This is a genomic window from Psychrobacter coccoides (assembly GCF_017498085.1).
In the GTDB taxonomy this organism is placed as follows: Bacteria; Pseudomonadota; Gammaproteobacteria; order Pseudomonadales; family Moraxellaceae; genus Psychrobacter; species Psychrobacter coccoides.
In genome coordinates, this window is the sequence record NZ_JAGBKM010000004.1 from 78,109 (window position 1) to 97,590 (window position 19,482).

Here is a 19,482-nt window from a genome sequence, read left to right on the forward strand (position 1 = left end):
ATACGCCCTAATAGCCCAAGCTGGTCAGCGCCCGCTCGTCATCAGACCAGCCACGCTTCACTTTTACCCACAGCGTCAGCATAATCTTTTTGTCAAACAACTGCTCCATATCTTTGCGAGCGTCTATGCCAACCTGCTTGATACGCTGACCTTTATCACCAATGACGATGGCTTTTTGACCACTACGCTCAACATATATCGTCGCATCGATAAAGGTACAGGCTTTGCGTGGACGACCCGTTTTAGGGTCTTTATGAGCAGGCTCGTCTTTAAACTGATCAATCTGTACGGTTAAGTCATAAGGCACTTCATCACCGCTACTTCTCATAATTTTTTCGCGGATGATCTCACTGGCCAAAAATCGCTCCGAGCGATCGGTGATTTGTTCTAAATCATAAATCGGTAAGGCTGTAGGCAGATGTGAGGCAATGACTTCCTCTAAACGATCAAGGTTTTGGTTTTTAAGCGCTGAAACAGGCACAATATCAGCAAAGTCAAAGCTATCACTAAAGGTTTCGATAAGTGGTAATAGCGTGCCCTTATCGCTCAAGGTATCCGCCTTATTAATAACCAACACAATCGTTAAATCAGTCTCACCGAGCTTTTGTAGAGTCAGTAAGTCATCGTCTCGCCATTGATCTGAGTCAACCACAAACAATACCAAATCCACGTCTACCAATGCTGACAAGGCGGCTTTGTTCATACGCTCATTAATAGCCCGTACTTCATTGTGATGGATACCTGGAGTATCTACAAACACGGCCTGCATCTCATCGGTCGTCAAAATACCATGGATGCGGTGGCGGGTGGTTTGTGGTTTACGTGACGTAATCGATAGCTTTTGACCCAACAAATGATTCATGAGGGTTGACTTACCGACGTTGGGTCGGCCAACAATCGCCACATAACCTGCTTTGAAGTCATCTGTGATGTCTTTGCTACCGCTAGATGCAAAAAAGCTATCGATGGTATCAGTAGTGTCGTTATTTTCGAAGTCAGCACCTTCATCCACTGCATTATCACTGTGCTGTTGAGTGGACGTTAATGATGCCCCTATTTTTCTATCTTCCGCTTTGTTGGTGTGTGTTGTGTGCTCTGGCTCTATATCGTTTGCTTGGTTTGTACGCTTGTCTTCATTCATATTGTTAATATTATCTTTTAGGTTAAATGGCAAATCAGGGTGATTACTTATAAAAGTGTCATCCTGTGGGGTGTAATAACCGCTATTCAAAGCCCAGTATTAGACACGCCCTAGTTTATAGACGTTTTTTGTGAATTCCTGGTAGCTTATGCAGTTGATTAATCATCAGTTCAGCTGCTTTTTGCTCTGCAATACGGCGACTTTCGCCAGACTCAATAATGGCAGAGCAGTTATTAATGTTCACTTGACAACGCACGACAAATATCTGATGCGGTGCATTACCGCGAGTTTCTATCAGCTCATAGTGTGGTAAATCAAACTGCTTGGACTGTAGCCACTCTTGCAAGCGGCTCTTGGCATCTTTCAGCACTCGTTGTTCATTAACATTATCTATCAAATCACCATACCACGCCAAAACACACTGCCGTGTCACCTCCATATCCTGACTGTCGAGATATATAGCGCCTATCAGTGACTCTACTGCATCTGCTAGTATCGAGGCACGATTTCGTCCGCCGCCTTTACGTTCGCCTATGCCTAATATCAAGTGATTCGACAAATCTAATTTTTGTGCAATGGTTACCAATGACTCTTGACGTACTAAAGTGGCGCGCATACGGGTCAAACGACCCTCATTTTGGGTTGGATAACGATGGTATAACGCCTCACCAACAATCATCCCTAATAAAGCATCACCCAAAAACTCCAAGCGTTCGTAGTTTTTTTTACTATCAAAAGAGCGGTGCGTTAGAGCCAGTTTTGGTAAGCTCACATCATTGAACGTATAGCCTAACTTACGTGTCAATATATCCAGACGCTGGATAAAGTCTGAGCTGACAGGCACACTCTCCATAGTGGCGCTCGTTTTTTTGGTCGCAGACAGCGCTTGGTACTGTTTTGGAGTCGATTTCATGCGTGGCTTTTGGCTATCCTTTTTCAAGTTTTTAGGTCAATGTTAACTGAATATAGAGGGTTATAAGCCGTGACTTATTTATGGTACTGGCTTATTAAGACTAGGATTGAGATATTCATACTTTAAAAAGGAGATTATCTAAAAGTACCAACCCTCTAAATATAGTCAATACTCATCCATAACAGGGTGACTAATCGTTTGTGGCCATTTCAATATCACCTTCAAAACGATTGACAATATCTACATTGGCAAAGAAGTTATTGGTGACATTATACTGCTTGTGAATCGCCAACTGACCTGCTTTTTTATTGGTGAAAATAAAGATGTCTTCTGCATTGGTATCATAATGAGCATTAATGGACAGCTGCCGATTGACACGTTCAACGAATTGTTTCGCTGTTTCATGGTTATTGTTGGACTCTTTTAATTGCGCACTTAATAGCTTAGTAAGCTGATAATCACCTACTTGTGCCGGCGCAATAGCAATGACGAGCTTTCCTGCAACTACCAAGAAGATTAGCAATAAGACAATGCCTGTCACACTAGCACCACGCTGCGAATTTAAGCCCGTTACCTGCTGCGTCATAACCTCTCCTGATGGGTTTATGTTCTAATACTAGCACAATATTTGCTGAATAAAACACTGACTAATCAATAGCACCATTACGTGCGAAAGTAGGTAGGTTGAGACCGGGTGGTTTGTGCATCCAAATATACACCGCTTTACCGGCCAGATTGTCATCTGGGACAAACCCCCAAAAGCGACCATCAGCACTACGATCTCGATTATCACCCATGACGAAATATTGGTTTTCTGGCACTTGAATGCGCCACTGTGTCCCAGCTGAACTGACCACTTCTGGTGACGCTTGCTGTAAAAACGGGGCGTACTGCGCACTGTTGGTAGCACCAACATAGCGCACCAGATGTTGGTTGTCGCCTTGTGTCTCTTGGAAGTACTGCGCTTGCGCTTCCTCTTCTTGCCCTGCTTGCGCCGCTTCAGCTTCAGTTAATACTTGACCTGGAGCAATCTGTCCTGCTGGATATAGCTGCGCAGTAAGCTCAGCGTCCGCCTCAAAATCGACCGGCTGAGTATCTACTGGCACATCATTGATGGTCAATAGACCATCATTATAACTTACCGTATCACCAGGCAAGCCTATGACACGTTTAATATAATAAATACTGGGGTTATCAGGATACCGAAAGACTGCAACATCGCCATGCTGAGGACTGCCAGAGCCTAAGACTTTATTGTAGCTCAGTGGCAACCGCACCCCATAAGCATACTTATTCACAGCGATAAAGTCGCCCGTATAAAGCGTCGGTACCATGGATGATGACGGAATATTAAAAGGCTCAATCAAAAATGAACGCACCACCAATACCACGGCCAGTACGGGAAAAAAATCATAGGCCCAGCGGACCAGCATGCTTTCTTTGCCACGCCCACGGGTTTTACGCTGTTTTAAAGTCAGCTTATCTAAAAGCCAAACCAATCCTAAGCCTAGGGTTAATGGCACCAAAATCAAATTAAAATCAAAATCCATACTTAACTGCCTATTAACGCACTACTTCTCTGGTAAGCTTATGTTTTGCATCGATTACACAGGCTTGCTGACGTTTAGCAACACCGTTTAGTTGACCCTTGAAGATAAAGCCAGTCGTATTGTAAACGGTCATGTTATCAACCCAATCAATTATTGATTGTCCACCTGCAACACTGCCAAGAAAGCTTCTTGTGGAATCTCCACATTACCCACTTGCTTCATGCGCTTCTTACCTTCTTTTTGTTTTGATAGCAGTTTCTTCTTACGAGAAATATCACCACCATAACATTTTGCCAGTACGTCTTTACGCATGGCTTTGACTGTGCTCCGGCCAATGATTTGGCTACCAATGGCGGCTTGAATCGCCACATCAAACATCTGACGTGGGATTAGGTCCTTCATTTTGGTCACCAGCTGATTACCTCGGTAGCGGGCTTGGTCTTGGTGTACGATCATCGCTAAGGCATCAACTTTGTCACCATTGATCAGCACGTCAACCTTGACCAGCTTGTCCGCTTGATAGCGCTCAAAGTTGTAGTCAAGGGACGCAAATCCGCGCGAGACTGACTTTAAGCGATCAAAGAAGTCCATCACGACTTCACCCATAGGAATATCAAAGATTAACTGTACTTGCTTGCCCATAAAGCGCATATCCACCTGCACCCCACGGCGCTCAATACACAGCGTCATAACATTACCCAAATAGTCTTGCGGCACTAAGATCTGACAGCGGGCAATAGGCTCACGAAACTCTTCGATATTATTAGGCTCAGGTAGTTTTGATGGGTTGTCGACATAGATCACCTCACCGTTCTTCTTTTCAATCTCATAAATAACAGAAGGTGCTGTAGTGATTAGATCCAAGCCATACTCACGCTCAAGTCGCTCTTGGATAATCTCCATATGCAGCATTCCTAAAAAGCCACAGCGAAAACCAAACCCTAACGCATCTGAAGTGTCAGGCTCAAAAAACAGCGAGGCATCATTGATCTGTAGTTTTTGTAGTGCTTCTCGGAACTTTTCAAAGTCGTTGGCATCAACAGGGAACAGCCCTGAATAGACCTGCGGCGTGATTTGCTTAAACCCAGGAATACGCTCGACATCAGGCGTACTGGCATGAGTAATGGTATCCCCTACTGGCGCCCCTGCAATGTCTTTGATACCTGCAATGATAAAGCCAACTTCACCTGCCTGTAACACCCCTGTATCTACAGGTTTAGGCGTAAACACACCAATCGAGCTTACCGGATAGGACTCTTTGGTCGATTTGATATAAATTTTATCGCCTTTTTTAACTGACCCTTCACGGACACGGACCAATGACACCACGCCTAAATAGCTGTCAAACCATGAGTCAATGATCAGTGCTTGTAACGGTGCATCACGATCGCCTGTCGGTGGCGGTATATAATCAACCAAAGCTTCTAATAATTGATCTACCCCCAGACCTGACTTGGCGGATACCCTTGGTGCATCAATCGCTTCGATGCCGATGATGTCTTCGATTTCTTGAATGACGCGCTCAGGCTCGACCTGTGGCAAGTCTATCTTATTGAGCACAGCCATGACTTCTAGGCCTTGATCGACCGCCGTGTAGCAGTTGGCCACTGATTGTGCTTCCACACCCTGTGCCGCATCAACCACTAACAGCGCACCTTCACAAGCCGCTAAGGAACGTGACACTTCATAAGAAAAATCGACGTGGCCCGGCGTATCAATAAAGTTAAGCTGATAGCGCTCCCCATTGGGATGGTCATAATACAGCGTGACCGATTGGGCTTTAATAGTAATGCCACGTTCACGCTCAATGTCCATGGAATCCAGTACTTGTGCCTGCATTTCACGGTCTTGTAAGGCACCGCACATTTGAATAAAGCGATCGGCAAGCGTCGACTTACCATGATCAATGTGGGCAATGATAGAAAAATTACGAATATTGGCTAATGCAGTCACAAAGCGCCTACTAAATAAAAGGTGATTGGATAATCGTTCGTTGGCTCACTGCTTCAAAGAGCACTGGCTATAGAACGGTTATTGGCTAACGCTACAAATAAAAAAACAAATACAGCACGCAAGCACGTCTGCATATTCTAGCAGTTTTCTATTATAAAGTAAGGCGATTTTATTTGTAGCTACTTGGTTTACTGATGACTTTTACTTCACTGTATGGGTGTCTATTTTGGTATGCTCTACTTGCTGCAGATGCTTATACATCCATGGCGACTTGCCATAAAAAGCGCCGTTTAGTTGTGTTTGTTCGATTAAATACTCACGAAAGCGTAGATAGAACTCATTATCTGGCGACTTTGGCTGTTGCCAAAACTGTGCCAGCGCTTTTGCGTCTGTCAACTTAGGTGTATTATAAATGGCACGCCCCATTACTTTGGTTGGCTTTTTGTGGTACACCGATTGCAGCCCAGTGGTACTATTGATCGTTACCATCCCAATACTGTGTTTCATCAGGGTTGGCAGATGCATGTCACAACCATAAAAAACCCTAGACTCAACATGATAGCGCCGTGCTAAGCTCGCTACCAACTGACGATAATCTCGATGACCACGATCTAATGGATGGTGCTTAAACACCAGCTTATGACTGGCATCTGCATGTTTAGCAAAGCTAGCAATCACCTCATCGATAAACTCTACTACATCTCGATAATCACTATGATGGGTAATTTGTGAGTCATTATGCACCTGCAAACTCACCAAAAAAAAGCCATTATCCGCCTGGCTGACCAGATACTGCTGCAGCTGCTTGTCAGGTAGATACCCACGCAGCTTGCGCCAAGGGGCCTTTAGCCAAGCTATCGCTTCTTGCCAGGCAGTCATACCCCGGTAATGATAATAGTGTGGATAGTGCGCCTTATATAAGCGAGTAATCACGTAATAGACAATCGCCGCCACGCTCAATCGATAAAAACGATTATGGGTATATACAGGCTGGTCATTGGCTTTTTTGAGCGCCTTGATATCAGCAATATTTAATCGTGAATTACCATTGATACCATATTCTTGAAGCGTGATATAGTCAGGACGTAAGTAGCCTTCTTCAAACACAAAAAACGAGACACCCAGCTCCTCACTCAAACGGGCCGCTTGGGCATGATGCGGACGGCAATCACCAAAACAGACAATCGCACTGACCTCATGTTCTGCGATAAACGCTTGTAGCCAAGACGAAAAATCTGCCAAAGTCCCCGTATAATCATAAGCACCACTATGCCGATAAAAAAAAGCATCACCTGCATTAAAATTAATCTTACTTACCTTGATATCTTGAGTATGCAAAAAAGTAGCAAAGCGGCTAAAAAACCCGCCCATCTTGCCTTGTAGCAGTAGCACATGTCGATGAGTAAGCAGTTGTTGCATCGAAGCTGCCATAATATTACATACCGTGTTTAGCGCAGAGTGAAAAGTGAAAGTGAATCGTCAAGAGAAGGCTTATAAATGCTAAGTATCTAAATTTAAAATAAATTATACCGAAAAACCTCCTAAATGTCGTGGTAGATTAGAGTCGATATGACCATCTACAAACCAGAGGAGGATTTGCGCCGCTGATGCCACTGATGCCACTGATGGCGCTGCTGCATAAAACGAGTCATGGCTCGACGTTGTAACCGCTTAACTAAGGAAGACAGCTGCTTTTTGGGTAAGCTTAATCGCTTGGATGACCTTATCAAGCTGTGTGTCGAGCCATCAGTTTTGTGGTGTAAAACGATCGTCGACGCCTCTGTGACTGGATATAAGTAATCAATCACCTGCTCAACTTGCGCTAAGCCATGGCCCTCTGGCAGACGGTATAGTGGGTAGCGAATTAAGGTGCAATGTATTAATTGCTCCAGGGACAAAGGTTCATCTCGTTTACGCCGAGCCAGATATATAGACTTTGGTGGCAAATGAGCATCAACATCCACTGTCAAACCCCAGCCTGCATAAAACGGCAAACCATAACAGGTGACTTGTAGACCGCGCAGCAAAGCTTCAAAACCCGTCAATGAGCTGATGGTATGCACCTCATCCACCCTCGCTAGGCAATCTGGCATTGCCGTATCATAAGCGACGGCATCTACCAGTCGCAGGCTTTCGGCATTGACCTTGCCTACTCGTAGTCCAGCCTCAATATCTGGATGCGGCTTATAGATAAGATAAGCATCTGGGTTGTCTCGTCGTACACGCTCAATCAAGCCTCGATTGGTCTTAATGTCTGAGCCACAATGCTGTACCGACAAGTCATCTTCCACTTGCCCAACGATAAGTAATCGCTGTTTGCCAGATGCGGCTGCCTTTGTGATCCAAGTGCTGTCGATCTCATTGTCGATACTAAGGCCAACATTATATTTACTGACTTTTTGAGTCAGTAACTTATCTTGCAGCAGCTGTACTCGAGTACTTTGCTGCGGTGTCAGCGCTGCACAGTTGCTTAATAACGTCTCTAGATCTGATGGCTGCGTGGCATCATAATAAATGCCTTGTTGATCTATTACTACTGATAGTGGTGCCAGTAGCGTCGCTCCCAAACCATTGGAGCGGATAAAACCATCTTCCATACAATACACAGCTGGCATAGCGGATAATGGCAGTTTCTTTAGTTTGCGCCGTAGCTGCTTTTGCACTTGTTGGCGTTTAGCCAACCCCCATACCAGTAGCGGCTGCTGATAACTGACTCGTAAGTGATCTGGATGTAATAGGTTTTTTAGACGTGGTTTGGGCTTGATAAATAGTGTGGTAGTTGGAAACTTGACAAAGGCCTTTACAAAAGGCAGCTTCCAGCGGCTGAACTCATATACCGTTAAGTCTCCTGCTAGACGTGCTTGCCAGTATCGGTTGGTCACCAGCCAATCAATCGCTGTCTCAATATTGCACGCCTGCTTGGTTGCTGGATCTACGTAGCGACTGTAGTCAATATATGCACTATAAAACAGCGTCTCCAATGTGACTTGTAATGAGCGCTTGTCTGCTATAGAGGTCTGTGTTTTATATAGATTTCGCAGGCGCTTGCTTAATGTGCGTCTGCTTAGCGTAAATCGATCAATGCCTTGCTCACGCCTTACAAGGTTTAGTGAGGCTTTATCTTCCAAAGACAGTTTATCAGCAAATGCGAGTCGACGCTGTGTGACGGTTTTAAGCAGCTGCTGTGGTGCGCCGCTATCGTCAGTCAATCCCCAACCACTATACCAGTTGACCCCAAAGCAGTGGACTTCTTTGCCTAGCATCAGAGCCTCAAAGCCCATATGCGAGCTGACTGTATAGACATGATCGACTTGCTCAAGCAATGCAATTGGATTGAGTGCTTGGGTAAGTAAACGTACGTTTTTGGGCAGTTTTAAATCAGTAAGATAGCCTGATTTCGCTGCTGGATGCGCCTTGATCCAAATATACGCATCAGGATGGTTACGGCAAGCGGTCTTTAGCATGCGCTTAAAATGACGTTTATCGGCTCCCGCACCTTTGATAGAAGCATCGCCTGCAACCTGATCTATCAATAGCACGTGCGATGTTGTCAAGTCTTGCTTGACCGTAGTGTTTTTTTCAGCGACGAGCTTATCCAGTGAGGGGCAAGACACGACAGCATTATATTTACTTAGTTTTTCTTCACAAATACATGTGATTAACTGCTGCGCATGTTTTTTGTCCAACATCTTGCTGTCAGAGCTTGGGCTTCTATTACCACGCGCAACAATCATTTGTTCAAGGCGTGAGCTACGTGTCAGATCAAAATAAATACCCACATCATCAACAACCACACTGAGCGCATGACGGCTATCGATACCAGAGTCCAATGACCGTAAAAAACCATCCTCAATGCTCAGCGTCGTAAGCTGTTGGCGGTTAGCCGCTTTTTTTGCGCGCTGATAGCTTTTTTTGTGCCCCCAACCAATAAAAGCTTCGGGTACTTGAGCATTTGAGACAAAGCGCTGCTGCAACCCTGACCACGGATACCAACGCTGTATACTCGCTTGCAACACACTAGGGAGCAATAAGTTATTATGGCGCATGCCTTTACCAATCACTGCTAAGTGGCTTGGTATTTTGGTGGCAACAGATGACAAAGAGGCATCATCAGCAGTAGGCGCTACAGCTCCCCTACCTTGATTTTCCGCACGCTTTGCCATACTAGCTTTCCCCTTAAAAGTTTATACTTTAGTCGCTATCAACGGCTATAAGTCTAAAATAACTTTAGCTGCTACGGCCAACTGATAAACAATCTGTGATATACCACGGGTAATTTCCACACGCTTGGTTTTTACCTTTGGCAACACCATGATTTCATCACCCTGCTGTATGCGATAAGCGGTATTGACCACCTCATTGGCCCCGTTTTGGTGAATCACTAAAATCTCTTTGGTATCCGCATTGTCACCAAACCCTCCTGAATTGGCAATATAATCGCCAACGGTAAAGTCTGGATTAAATGTCAATGCGCCTTGTGATCGAACTTGACCATTGACAGTAATCACTGAGGTCTGCGCTGGTATTTCGATGACATCGCCCTGCTGTAGGATAATGTCCTGCCAAGAGTTTGGGACCACCACGATCTGACCATCAGGTTGTACCCCTCTTGCTTTGGCCACAAACTGCTTAACCAAATTGGCATCATCTTGGCGTAATGCTGCTTCTTCACGGGTCGTTGATTGCGTAGCAAGTGTCAACTCTTCCAAACGATCAAGCGACTCATTAATCATACGTTTTTGTTGCTCAGCGACTGACTCACGATAAATCGTCAGATGCGTCAGCTTGGCAAGTGGACTTGGTTGCAATTGCGGTATGATATCTTTTAGACGTGCGCCATAAGGCACCACCATAGCACCATTACCAGTATGAGCCCCTTTAACTTGTACAGCGATAGTGCCTGCATAACGGTCTGAGGTGACGACCATTTGATCGCCATTGTAGACTGGAATACTTTGCGCCTCAGCAAGTGAGTAATACTCTGCCGTTTGTGCTCGTCCTGCACTACGAGTGATGCTCACGTTGGTTGCATTAGCGGCGGGATTGGCCACTTGTAAGACATCGCCAATGGTCAAATCATTGACATCAAACTCGAAAGTGTATTCGTTTTGAACTTGTCCGCCGACTGCAAAGGTTTTTTTCTGCGGTGCGACTGTAATCACATCGCCATCACGAAACGCAAAGGGCTGCAATTTACCGGCTAACAAAAAATCATATAAGTTGACCTGCTGTAGCAGCTGGCCATTACGTTTGATTTGAATATCGATATAGCTACCACGAGTAGGATCCACACCGCCGGCTCGATCTAAATAGGACAGGACTGAGTCTGCCGCAAGCCCGCCATAGTAACCAGGCTGTTTGACAAACCCTGTCACAAACACTTTAACCGGCTGTGCTTGTTCTAATGAGGCATAGACGCCGACATTCGAGCGATAAACACGATTGACTGCGCTCTTGACTACGTTTTGTAGGTTGCCGTTTTTGACGCCAGATATACGCACTGGACCCACATTAGGCAGGAAAATATTACCCTGCGGATCGACAGTCATGGTCGATGCAAACTGGTAAGCGCCCCACATCCGTACCTGCACGTTATCACCAGGATTGATGACATAGCTGTCGTTGAAGGTCGAGCCAGAAGTGGTAGCAAAAGCCCCACGAAACAATTGCTCACCAAACATCAAGTCTTGGGTATTGATGTCTTGATAAGGGCGGGTGGTATTGATGACCGACTGGCTTGGTAGGCTTGCAGCGTTTACAGCCTCTTGTGTCGTGGCTTGACCAGGAACACCGCCAGAAAAAGCTTGGGTTGAGACGTTAACATTGCTACGGCTTTGGTTTTGGCTGCTATTAGCGCTGGTACCAAAGCTAGAGCCTGCCATCTGCTCGGCATAACTGGTCGCTGCCAATGCTGGAATGCTCGTCACAACCATCGTCAAACTGATTGCTTGGATCATCATCACGATAGGACGTGGTTTCATATTCATGAGTGGTATTCCTTTGCTGATCTATCGATCATTACTAAAGTCTGGTTTATCAAAGCTGGCAAAACGCCTACTAGCTACGATGATCACGAATGACCGCCATCACTAAGCGCACAAAGCCATAGAGCATCAATAACAGTGCAAGCGATGTCCAAATAATATAAGCTCGCCGTGGATACAGCGCTTCTTCTGCCTCATAAGGCGTTGAGATGACAATCAGATTTTTCATCTTTTTAAAGGCTTCTAAACGTGCCTTTTCAAGCGATGATAACGATAGTTTGTATAGCTCGGTTGCAAAATCGACATCGGCTTTGATGGTCTCAAACTGCACCGCCTGACGGTTAAGCTTGGTGGTGTTCGGCGAGGTCAGCTTGGTTTGCTCTTGGCGAATTTGTTCTTCAATGGCTTTGATCTGACTTCTGAGGGACACCACTTGCGGCGCATCTGGATTGAGATAACTGAGCAGTTGCCGCTCTTCGGTGCGTAGTGAGCTCAATTGTGCCTGCAAGCTGCCAATCAGCTGATTTACGATCTGCGCATTGGCTTGCGGGTCATAAATCTCATTGGTGTTTTGATAAGTCAGCAGCTTCTCTTTGGCTTCGTTTAAACGATCTTGCGACTCATCAAGCTGAGTCTCAGCAAAGGCCAATTGATCACGAGCCACTTCTTGGGAGATACGGTTCACAAACTGCTCGGACTCACCTAGGATGGCTTTATTGAGCTCAAAGGCATAAGTGGAGTCAAAAGCTTCAGTGGACACTGACAAAATATAGCTTTGCTCATCAAGATTAATATGTACCCGTTTTTTAAAGTACTCTAGTAGCTCTTCTTGTGTGGCTTCTGGATCAATCTCATAGATCGGGTCTGAGCCATCGACATGATAAGCCTCACGAAACTTAAACTTGCCATCCAGACGTTTGATCATGTCATTTGACAAGATATACTCCGTCAGATAGGTGGCGTCTTCTTTACTGGTACTATTGACCCCCAGTAGCGCTGAGAGACCGCCGCCAGCTGGTACACTACTATCGCTGACTTGCTTGACCACCACATCAGCGGTCGATACAAAACGTGGATGAGCAAGGGTCATCACATAAAAGATCACCAGTACCCAAGGCAGGATCACCAAGCCAATAAACAGCGAGAAGTTAATGATCTTACTTTTTTGCTTTATGGACATGCTCTTCATAAACCTCAATCGCTTCTGTTATCTCGTTAAACACGTGTGCTGTCTGATCCATCAAGACGATACCAATATCGCAGTTACGCTTAATGTCACCAATATTATGCGACACTATCAAAAACCCTGCTTGCTCACGGCGAGCGGCGAGAATGGCCTCGCTGCGCTTACGAAAAGCAGCATCACCGACAGCGCCAGCCTCATCGAGCATATAATAATCAAAATCAAACGCTAAGCTTAAACCAAAAGTTAAGCGTGCCTTCATCCCTGACGAGTAACTTTTGACCGGCATGTCAAAGTAATTACCGATATCTGCAAACGCTTCGACAAAACGAATTTTTTCATCAATATAGGCACCGCTAGAGTACAGACGACATACAAAGCGCACGTTTTGGCGACCCGTCAAACTGCCTTGGAAACCACCTGCCACGCCTACTGGCCAAGAGATCGTGGAGTCAGTAATGATCTCCCCATGATCTGGCTCATCAAGTCCGCAGATAATACGCAGCAAGGTGGACTTGCCTGCGCCATTACGACCCAACAGACCCACACTTTGTTTATCACCAATGGTCAGGTTTAAATCTTTAAATAGATAATGCCGACCCTGCTTGGTCATAAATGACTTGGAGATGTTTTTAATTTCAATCATTTATCTGCCATAAATTAAAGCCAACCAACATGAATAAAAACGCTGATAAAATCGTAAATCACTTATTTAGAACGTATTAAATCTCTCTCTACCGCTTTATAAATAAGGAGCCCTAAAAAGTTAACAGCTATCGTCCACTCTAAAAAATATCCAATATCGATATGATAAGCAGGGTAGTTTGGTGCTAAAGCATGGCGCATTAACTCAATATTATGAATAAATGGGTTATATAATAAATAACTAAAATAGGGCTCAGGAATGATATGAATAGAGTAAATAATACCTGAAGCAAAATATAAAATCGTAAATACTAAACTAATAATTTTGCTAATCTCGCCCCCATAGTAACCCACTACCATCATAATAAGGGCCAAGCCAAAACCAAATAAAAACAAGGTAATCCAGCAAAATAGCACTATATGTAGTTGGGCAAAGCTGATGGGAATACCAATAAAAAACAATATCGCTAGTAAGAGTACAAAGGTAAAAAAGTAAATAATAAGCTCTAAAAAGGAGCGCGCAATAATCACATCAATATGACGTACAGAACGGTACATCAACAAGCCTTGATTGGCTTCAACAGCGCCCAAAGAACGTGTCGCAATAGTACTCATCATACGAAACGGCACTAAGCCTGCGACCAAAAATAGCATATAGTCTATTCCTGGCATGACTCGAGTCATGATAGTGCCAAATATAATCAAATAAATGGCCACTTGAAACATGATTTCGAGCGGCGCCCACAGATAGCCCAAGCGATAACCGCCAAAGCGTGTTTGTAACTCACGCATCAGCAACGCATGAAACGCCGCACCCATGACTTTGAGGCCACTACGGTGCTTGATAGGACGATACGGAGGCAACTCTACAGACATGGCATACAGAACTTCACTAAAAATAGCCCCTATGATAAGTAAGCGGGACATAAGTTACAACAATTAATCTGTGAGCAAGCAGATAAACCTATGATTTAGCAAGAAATGAGCAAACTTAGCCGCTATATTTTAAGCGCTCTAGCGACTTTTATCGTCTATCGTGCAATAGGAAAGTGGTTATTTTAACCCATTTATGACAGGCAAAAAAAAACCAATCATAATAGATTGGCTTTTTAAAACTGATAAGTTTTATGGTATATGGTGGCGATGAAGAGACTTGAACTCTTGACCTCACGATTATGAGTCGTGCGCTCTAACCAGCTGAGCTACATCGCCATTTAAGGCTCGGTATAATACCGATAGAGGTGGGTATCGTCAACCCCTAATTTGGTTTTTTTGCAAAAAATGTGCATTTTATGCCAATTCTTGGTCATATAGGTATGACCAACCACAAAAACACATCATAAAAACAAATTGGTAGACCGATAAGCCGGGTTCTGTCGTGGACGATCATTCGTCTAGGCGCATCATCGCTGATACGCTCAAGCAACCTACCCGCATCGAACGCGGGCCGCGCCATACCGATGCCTATTTGGTCTTGCTACGCGTGGAGTTTACCGTGCCGTGAACCATTGCTGGCCACGCGGTGCGCTCTTACCGCACCCTTTCACCCTTACCTCGCTTACGCGGGGCGGTCTACTCTCTGCTGCACTGGTCGTCGGGTTACCCCGCCCAGCCGTTAGCTGGCACGCTGCCCTATGTAGCCCGGACTTTCCTCCCCTACGTCTGTCACCAGAAGCAGCGGCGATCGCCTAGTCTACCAAGGGCGCTAGTATAGCAAATCTTGCGCCGACTGGCATATGAATTTAGAAATTATTTTAATACTCAGTTATTTACCCGTAAGACGCTTATATTTTGCCAATAAATCACTTTCGGTCTCGACATGATTGGGGTCTTTGGGGATGCAGTCGATTGGACATATCACCACGCACTGCGGTTCATCGAAATGACCCACACACTCTGTGCACAGATCAGGATCGATGACATAAATCTCTTCGCCTTCTGAGATGGCATCATTAGGGCAGACAGGCTCGCACACATCACAGTTGATGCACTCATCAGTAATTAATAACGCCACGCCCTGCTCCTTTTAGTTGGTTTATGAATCATGCTATAAAACACACCCATCCGACTGACGATATCTGACCCTTTACCCTTCAAGCGAACCCAGCTTTTCTGTAAAAGCCTGAGCGACACAGGGAGGTACGAACTTAGTAACATCACCGCCAAGCTTGGCAATCTCACGAATCATGGTCGACGAGATAAAAGAGTAGTTCTGCGATGGCGTGAGAAACACCGCCTCGAAGTTTTCATCAAGCTCACGGTTCATATTGGCCAGTTGAAACTCATACTCAAAATCCGACATTGCACGCAAGCCTCGTAGTACGGCTGTTGCGCCTTTTTCACGCATAAAGTCTACGAGCAGGCCTTCAAAACCAATCACTGACACTTGCGGTAAATCTGCAAACACGGACTCAACCAAAGCGACACGCTCATTAAAGTCAAACAGTGGTTTTTTGTGATGTCCTGAGGCTACTGCAATCACCACTTCATCAAACAGCTTGGTCGCACGCTTGACTAGGTCAATATGACCGTTGGTGATGGGATCGAAGGTACCAGGATATAAAATCTTAGTATGTAGCTTTGAAGCTTTAGAAGTCGTCGCTGAGTTCATAACAGGGCTAATATAGTCGATGGTATTGCTGCATATCCTAGCAAACTTTACTCAAACTTAACACTGATCTGCTACATTTGTCATAATGGCTACTTCTATATATCTGTCAGCGCCTTTGCTACAATAGTCGGTTCGACTCATCAGATAACTGAGATGAGGAATCAGTCAGACAAGGACAGACACTATGTCAAAGAAATCAAAAAAGCCTGACAATCAAATCTGTGCCAACAAAAAGGCTCGTCATGAGTACTTTATCGAAGAGACCTTTGAAGCTGGGCTTGAATTGCAAGGTTGGGAAGTTAAATCCATTCGTGCTGGTAAAATGTCGATTACCGAGGCTTATATTATCTTTCGTAATAATGAGGCCTTTCTTTTTGGCGCCCATATTCAGCCGCTGATATCCAGCTCGACGCATGTCAGCCCTGACAGCACTCGTACTCGCAAGCTGCTGCTCAATCGCCGTGAAATCGATAAGCTTTATGGTGCAGTCAATCAAAAAGGCTATGCCTGCGTGCCATTGTCTTGCTACTGGAAGCGCTCGATGGTGAAGTGCCAAATTGCGCTTGCTGTCGGTAAAAAGCAGCATGACAAACGCAAGACCATTAAAGAGCGTGACTGGCAACGCGATAAGCAGCGTGGTTTTAAACAGCATTTAGACTAAACCCAATTAGGGTGTGTCCTCAATAAGCACCTATAAATAATTGACGATAGTCTACAACGAAAACGGACGATTCAATTTAGGTTGAGTCGTCCGTTTTTTATGAGAGATACTGATTAAGGGGCTATAGGGTCTTGTTTAACAGCGTTTGCTGTAGATATGAATATGTTGGCCCATAATAGCTCGTGCTGAATAAAGCTATCACGCCTACTAAAACCTGCGACCGGTATAAACCCCAGAATATTATCTTACGCTATCAATAACTTATCGCTACCTGAAGGCAATTCATGTTAAGATGAGCGGTTTTTGAAGGTATGGAAGATTTCCCATCTTTATCTTGCAAAAATCAAAAATATACAGCCACATTTTTAGCCAATAGGTCCGCTCATGTCTGCCGATACCATCGCTCGCACCGCTTTTAAACAAGGCATCAAGCCTCTATACGATTATGACAAACATTGGGCAAGCTGCTATGAGCCTGCGCCCTACTTGCCGATGAGCCGTGCTGAGATGGATGCACTCGGTTGGGATGCCTGCGATATCATCATCATCTCCGGTGATGCGTATGTCGACCATCCCAGCTTTGGTATGGCGATTATTGGACGCTTGCTTGAATCACAAGGCTTTCGTGTCGGTATCATCGCTCAGCCTGACTGGAAAAGTAAAGACGCCTTTATGGCGCTTGGCAAGCCCGTCTACGCTTATGGTGTAACAGCCGGCAATATGGACAGTATGATCAACCGCTATACCGCTGATCGCAAGATTCGTAGCGATGACGCTTACTCTCCAGGAAACGTGGCCGATAAACGTCCTGACCGCGCCGCTATCGTTTATAGTCAGCGCTGCCGTGAGGCTTATCCTGATGTGCCAATCATCCTAGGCGGTATCGAAGGCAGTTTGCGCCGTATTGCGCATTATGACTATTGGTCAGATAAGGTACGCCGCAGCATCTTGCTTGACTCTCGTGCCGATGTCTTATTATACGGTAATGCCGAGCGTGCCATCGTCGATGTGGTACATGGTCTATCAAAAGGCTATACCTTTGAGCAGATGAGTAAATTACGTGGCACCGCTTATTTGCTAACGCCAAGCCGTCGTCACTGGCAAGCGGATATGACCGAAGTGGCCAGCAACGATGTCGATACGGTCGGCCGTGTTGATCCTATTATTAATCCGTATGTCATGACTGAAGATGTTGATAGCTGTCAGATTGAACAAGATCGCCCCACTCAAACGCCAAATCAAAGCTCGTTTTCGTCACAATACCAAGGCTTTGTCGCAGAGCCGGTCACCAATAAAATCCTTAATGCCGAGCAAGTCAACGACGATACTCAAGTGGTCCAGTTGCGAGGTTTTGACGACACAGCCTACAAACCCAAAACCGCACGCAAATATAAGCTTAAGCTGCCAGCTCGTGATAAAACAGTGATTCGTCTGCCAGATTACGAGCAGGTCAAATCTGACCCTGTGCTTTATGCGCACGCCAGCCGTATCCTGCATCTTGAGACCAACCCTGGTAATGCTCGTGCGCTGGTGCAGCGTCATGGTAGCGGCGCTGGTAACTCACACACGGCAATCGATGTCTGGCTCAACCCACCACCGATTCCACTCTCAACTGAAGAGATGGATTATGTGTTTGACCTGCCATACGCTCGCTTGCCCCATCCAAGCTATGGCGATGCACGCATCCCCGCCTTTGATATGATTAAATTCTCTGTCAACATCATGCGTGGCTGTTTTGGTGGTTGTACCTTTTGCTCCATCACCGAGCACGAAGGGCGTATTATTCAAAACCGCTCAGAGGACTCTATCCTGCGTGAGGTTGAAGCCATTCGTGATACCGCACCCAACTTTACCGGCGTCATCTCAGACTTGGGCGGGCCGACAGCCAATATGTATCGTCTTAACTGTAAAGATGAAACCATTGAAAAAAATTGCCGCAAACCCTCTTGTGTCTATCCTGATGTCTGCGAAAACCTCATTACCGATCACAGCAATCTGACTCAACTGTATCGTAAAGCCCGTGATATTAATGGCGTGAAAAAAATCCTTATCGCCTCTGGCCTGCGTTATGACTTAGCGGTAAAAGACCCTGAATACGTCAAAGAGCTGGTCAGCCATCATGTCGGTGGTTATCTCAAAATTGCTCCTGAGCACTCCGAAGAAGGTGTACTGGCAAAAATGATGAAGCCTGGCATGGGCAGCTATGACAAATTCAAGGCCATGTTTGAGCAATACAGCCAAGAGGCAGGTAAAGAGCAATACCTCATCCCTTACTTTATTGCCGCTCATCCAGGCACCACTGATGAAGACATGATGAACCTAGCGCTTTGGCTAAAACGTAATGGCTATCGTGCCGATCAGGTGCAGGCGTTTTATCCTAGCCCGATGGCGACCGCAACCACCATGTATCACACCCATAAAGATCCACTACATAAGGTCAGCCGCAGTGAAGGCGATATGGATATCGTTAAGTCGGGCAAGCAGCGTAAACTGCACAAAGCCTTTTTACGCTTCCATGATCCCAAAAACTGGGCGTTACTACGTCAAGCACTAAAAGATATGGGACGCAGTGATTTGATTGGTAAAAATCGAGGCTGCCTGATACCGCCCTTTAATGCGCATTTAGAAGGTCGTGATGCCGCGCAGGGCAGCTATCGCTCGGCACGCAAAAAGAACAGTCGTATCGGCAACGACTCAGTCAAGCGTAGCAATGGCGCAGCCAATAACAATATGGCTAGCAAAAAAACTAAAAAAAGAGTGAGCAAAGGCAATTTCCAAACTCAGCATACTGGCCTGCCCCCACGCAAAACCAAGTAGCCTAACTGACTTATTAGCGTAGAA

Annotated in this window: 15 protein-coding genes, 1 tRNA gene and 1 other RNA gene; 2 read left to right on the forward strand and 15 right to left on the reverse strand. The window is 45.4% G+C overall.

Translation table 11 applies throughout. The annotated features are described in order from the left end of the window. Positions 1-7: 7 nt before the first annotated feature. The 15 genes from era to coaD all read right to left on the reverse strand — a co-directional run bounded on the left by era (position 8) and on the right by coaD (position 15,980). On the reverse strand, positions 8-1,141 hold the full coding sequence (gene era, locus J3492_RS03675; RefSeq protein WP_243453080.1) for a GTPase Era: 1,134 nt from the start codon (positions 1,139-1,141) through the stop codon (positions 8-10). 115 nt (positions 1,142-1,256) lie between these two features. After that, positions 1,257-1,994, reverse strand: coding sequence for a ribonuclease III (gene rnc / locus J3492_RS03680; RefSeq protein ID WP_424108379.1), 738 nt, complete (start codon positions 1,992-1,994; stop codon positions 1,257-1,259). A gap of 250 nt (positions 1,995-2,244) precedes the next feature. Further along, the gene (locus tag J3492_RS03685) at positions 2,245-2,640 is read right to left on the reverse strand and encodes a DUF4845 domain-containing protein (RefSeq protein ID WP_207990012.1); all 396 of its coding nucleotides are present in this window, start codon (positions 2,638-2,640) and stop codon (positions 2,245-2,247) included. A 61-nt stretch (positions 2,641-2,701) separates the two neighbouring features. Next, positions 2,702-3,604, reverse strand: coding sequence for a signal peptidase I (gene lepB / locus J3492_RS03690; protein ID WP_207990014.1), 903 nt, complete (start codon positions 3,602-3,604; stop codon positions 2,702-2,704). 150 nt (positions 3,605-3,754) lie between these two features. Next, positions 3,755-5,557 (reverse strand): translation elongation factor 4, encoded by a 1,803-nt coding sequence (lepA, locus tag J3492_RS03695; RefSeq protein ID WP_207990016.1) that lies wholly within the window; start codon positions 5,555-5,557, stop codon positions 3,755-3,757. 201 nt (positions 5,558-5,758) lie between these two features. Then, on the reverse strand, positions 5,759-6,988 hold the full coding sequence (locus J3492_RS03700) for a capsule biosynthesis protein (RefSeq protein ID WP_207990018.1): 1,230 nt from the start codon (positions 6,986-6,988) through the stop codon (positions 5,759-5,761). 146 nt (positions 6,989-7,134) lie between these two features. Then, complete coding sequence (locus J3492_RS03705; RefSeq protein ID WP_207990020.1) at positions 7,135-9,720, reverse strand: capsular polysaccharide biosynthesis protein; 2,586 nt, start codon at positions 9,718-9,720, stop codon at positions 7,135-7,137. Positions 9,721-9,765: 45 nt separating this feature from the next. After that, complete coding sequence (locus J3492_RS03710) at positions 9,766-11,544, reverse strand: polysaccharide biosynthesis/export family protein (protein WP_207990021.1); 1,779 nt, start codon at positions 11,542-11,544, stop codon at positions 9,766-9,768. A 70-nt stretch (positions 11,545-11,614) separates the two neighbouring features. Continuing rightward, the gene (locus J3492_RS03715) at positions 11,615-12,721 is read right to left on the reverse strand and encodes a KpsE/RkpR family capsule polysaccharide export protein (protein WP_243453081.1); all 1,107 of its coding nucleotides are present in this window, start codon (positions 12,719-12,721) and stop codon (positions 11,615-11,617) included. Continuing rightward, positions 12,699-13,370, reverse strand: coding sequence for an ABC transporter ATP-binding protein (locus J3492_RS03720; protein WP_207990026.1), 672 nt, complete (start codon positions 13,368-13,370; stop codon positions 12,699-12,701). The genes J3492_RS03715 and J3492_RS03720 overlap by 23 nt, the downstream gene beginning before the upstream one ends. Before the next feature lie 62 nt (positions 13,371-13,432). Then, positions 13,433-14,296 carry an ABC transporter permease gene (locus tag J3492_RS03725; protein ID WP_243453082.1) on the reverse strand — a complete coding sequence of 288 codons (864 nt, stop codon included), beginning with the start codon at positions 14,294-14,296 and terminating at the stop codon, positions 13,433-13,435. Positions 14,297-14,504: 208 nt separating this feature from the next. After that, positions 14,505-14,581 (reverse strand) — tRNA-Met (locus J3492_RS03730). A gap of 134 nt (positions 14,582-14,715) precedes the next feature. Continuing rightward, an RNA gene (rnpB, locus tag J3492_RS03735) (RNase P RNA component class A) lies at positions 14,716-15,069 on the reverse strand. A 65-nt stretch (positions 15,070-15,134) separates the two neighbouring features. Continuing rightward, on the reverse strand, positions 15,135-15,383 hold the full coding sequence (locus tag J3492_RS03740) for a YfhL family 4Fe-4S dicluster ferredoxin (protein ID WP_207990027.1): 249 nt from the start codon (positions 15,381-15,383) through the stop codon (positions 15,135-15,137). Positions 15,384-15,455: 72 nt separating this feature from the next. Continuing rightward, the gene (coaD, locus tag J3492_RS03745) at positions 15,456-15,980 is read right to left on the reverse strand and encodes a pantetheine-phosphate adenylyltransferase (protein WP_207990029.1); all 525 of its coding nucleotides are present in this window, start codon (positions 15,978-15,980) and stop codon (positions 15,456-15,458) included. 184 nt (positions 15,981-16,164) lie between these two features. On the opposite strand from coaD, the gene smpB reads away from it, so the two are divergent. After that, complete coding sequence (smpB, locus tag J3492_RS03750; protein WP_207990031.1) at positions 16,165-16,641, forward strand: SsrA-binding protein SmpB; 477 nt, start codon at positions 16,165-16,167, stop codon at positions 16,639-16,641. Between the two features lie 384 nt (positions 16,642-17,025). After that, positions 17,026-19,458 carry a YgiQ family radical SAM protein gene (locus J3492_RS03755; RefSeq protein ID WP_207990033.1) on the forward strand — a complete coding sequence of 811 codons (2,433 nt, stop codon included), beginning with the start codon at positions 17,026-17,028 and terminating at the stop codon, positions 19,456-19,458. Positions 19,459-19,482: the final 24 nt, after the last annotated feature.

Coding starts and splice junctions, on each gene's coding strand:
- era (WP_243453080.1), bottom strand. CDS start 1,141: ATGAATGAAGACAAGCGTACAAACCAAGCAAACGATATAGAGCCAGAG.
- rnc (WP_424108379.1), bottom strand. CDS start 1,994: ATGGAGAGTGTGCCTGTCAGCTCAGACTTTATCCAGCGTCTGGATATA.
- J3492_RS03685 (WP_207990012.1), bottom strand. CDS start 2,640: ATGACGCAGCAGGTAACGGGCTTAAATTCGCAGCGTGGTGCTAGTGTG.
- lepB (WP_207990014.1), bottom strand. CDS start 3,604: ATGGATTTTGATTTTAATTTGATTTTGGTGCCATTAACCCTAGGCTTA.
- J3492_RS03700 (WP_207990018.1), bottom strand. CDS start 6,988: ATGGCAGCTTCGATGCAACAACTGCTTACTCATCGACATGTGCTACTG.
- J3492_RS03705 (WP_207990020.1), bottom strand. CDS start 9,720: ATGGCAAAGCGTGCGGAAAATCAAGGTAGGGGAGCTGTAGCGCCTACT.
- J3492_RS03710 (WP_207990021.1), bottom strand. CDS start 11,544: ATGAATATGAAACCACGTCCTATCGTGATGATGATCCAAGCAATCAGT.
- J3492_RS03715 (WP_243453081.1), bottom strand. CDS start 12,721: ATGTCCATAAAGCAAAAAAGTAAGATCATTAACTTCTCGCTGTTTATT.
- J3492_RS03720 (WP_207990026.1), bottom strand. CDS start 13,370: ATGATTGAAATTAAAAACATCTCCAAGTCATTTATGACCAAGCAGGGT.
- J3492_RS03725 (WP_243453082.1), bottom strand. CDS start 14,296: ATGTCCCGCTTACTTATCATAGGGGCTATTTTTAGTGAAGTTCTGTAT.
- coaD (WP_207990029.1), bottom strand. CDS start 15,980: ATGAACTCAGCGACGACTTCTAAAGCTTCAAAGCTACATACTAAGATT.
- smpB (WP_207990031.1), top strand. CDS start 16,165: ATGTCAAAGAAATCAAAAAAGCCTGACAATCAAATCTGTGCCAACAAA.
- J3492_RS03755 (WP_207990033.1), top strand. CDS start 17,026: ATGTCTGCCGATACCATCGCTCGCACCGCTTTTAAACAAGGCATCAAG.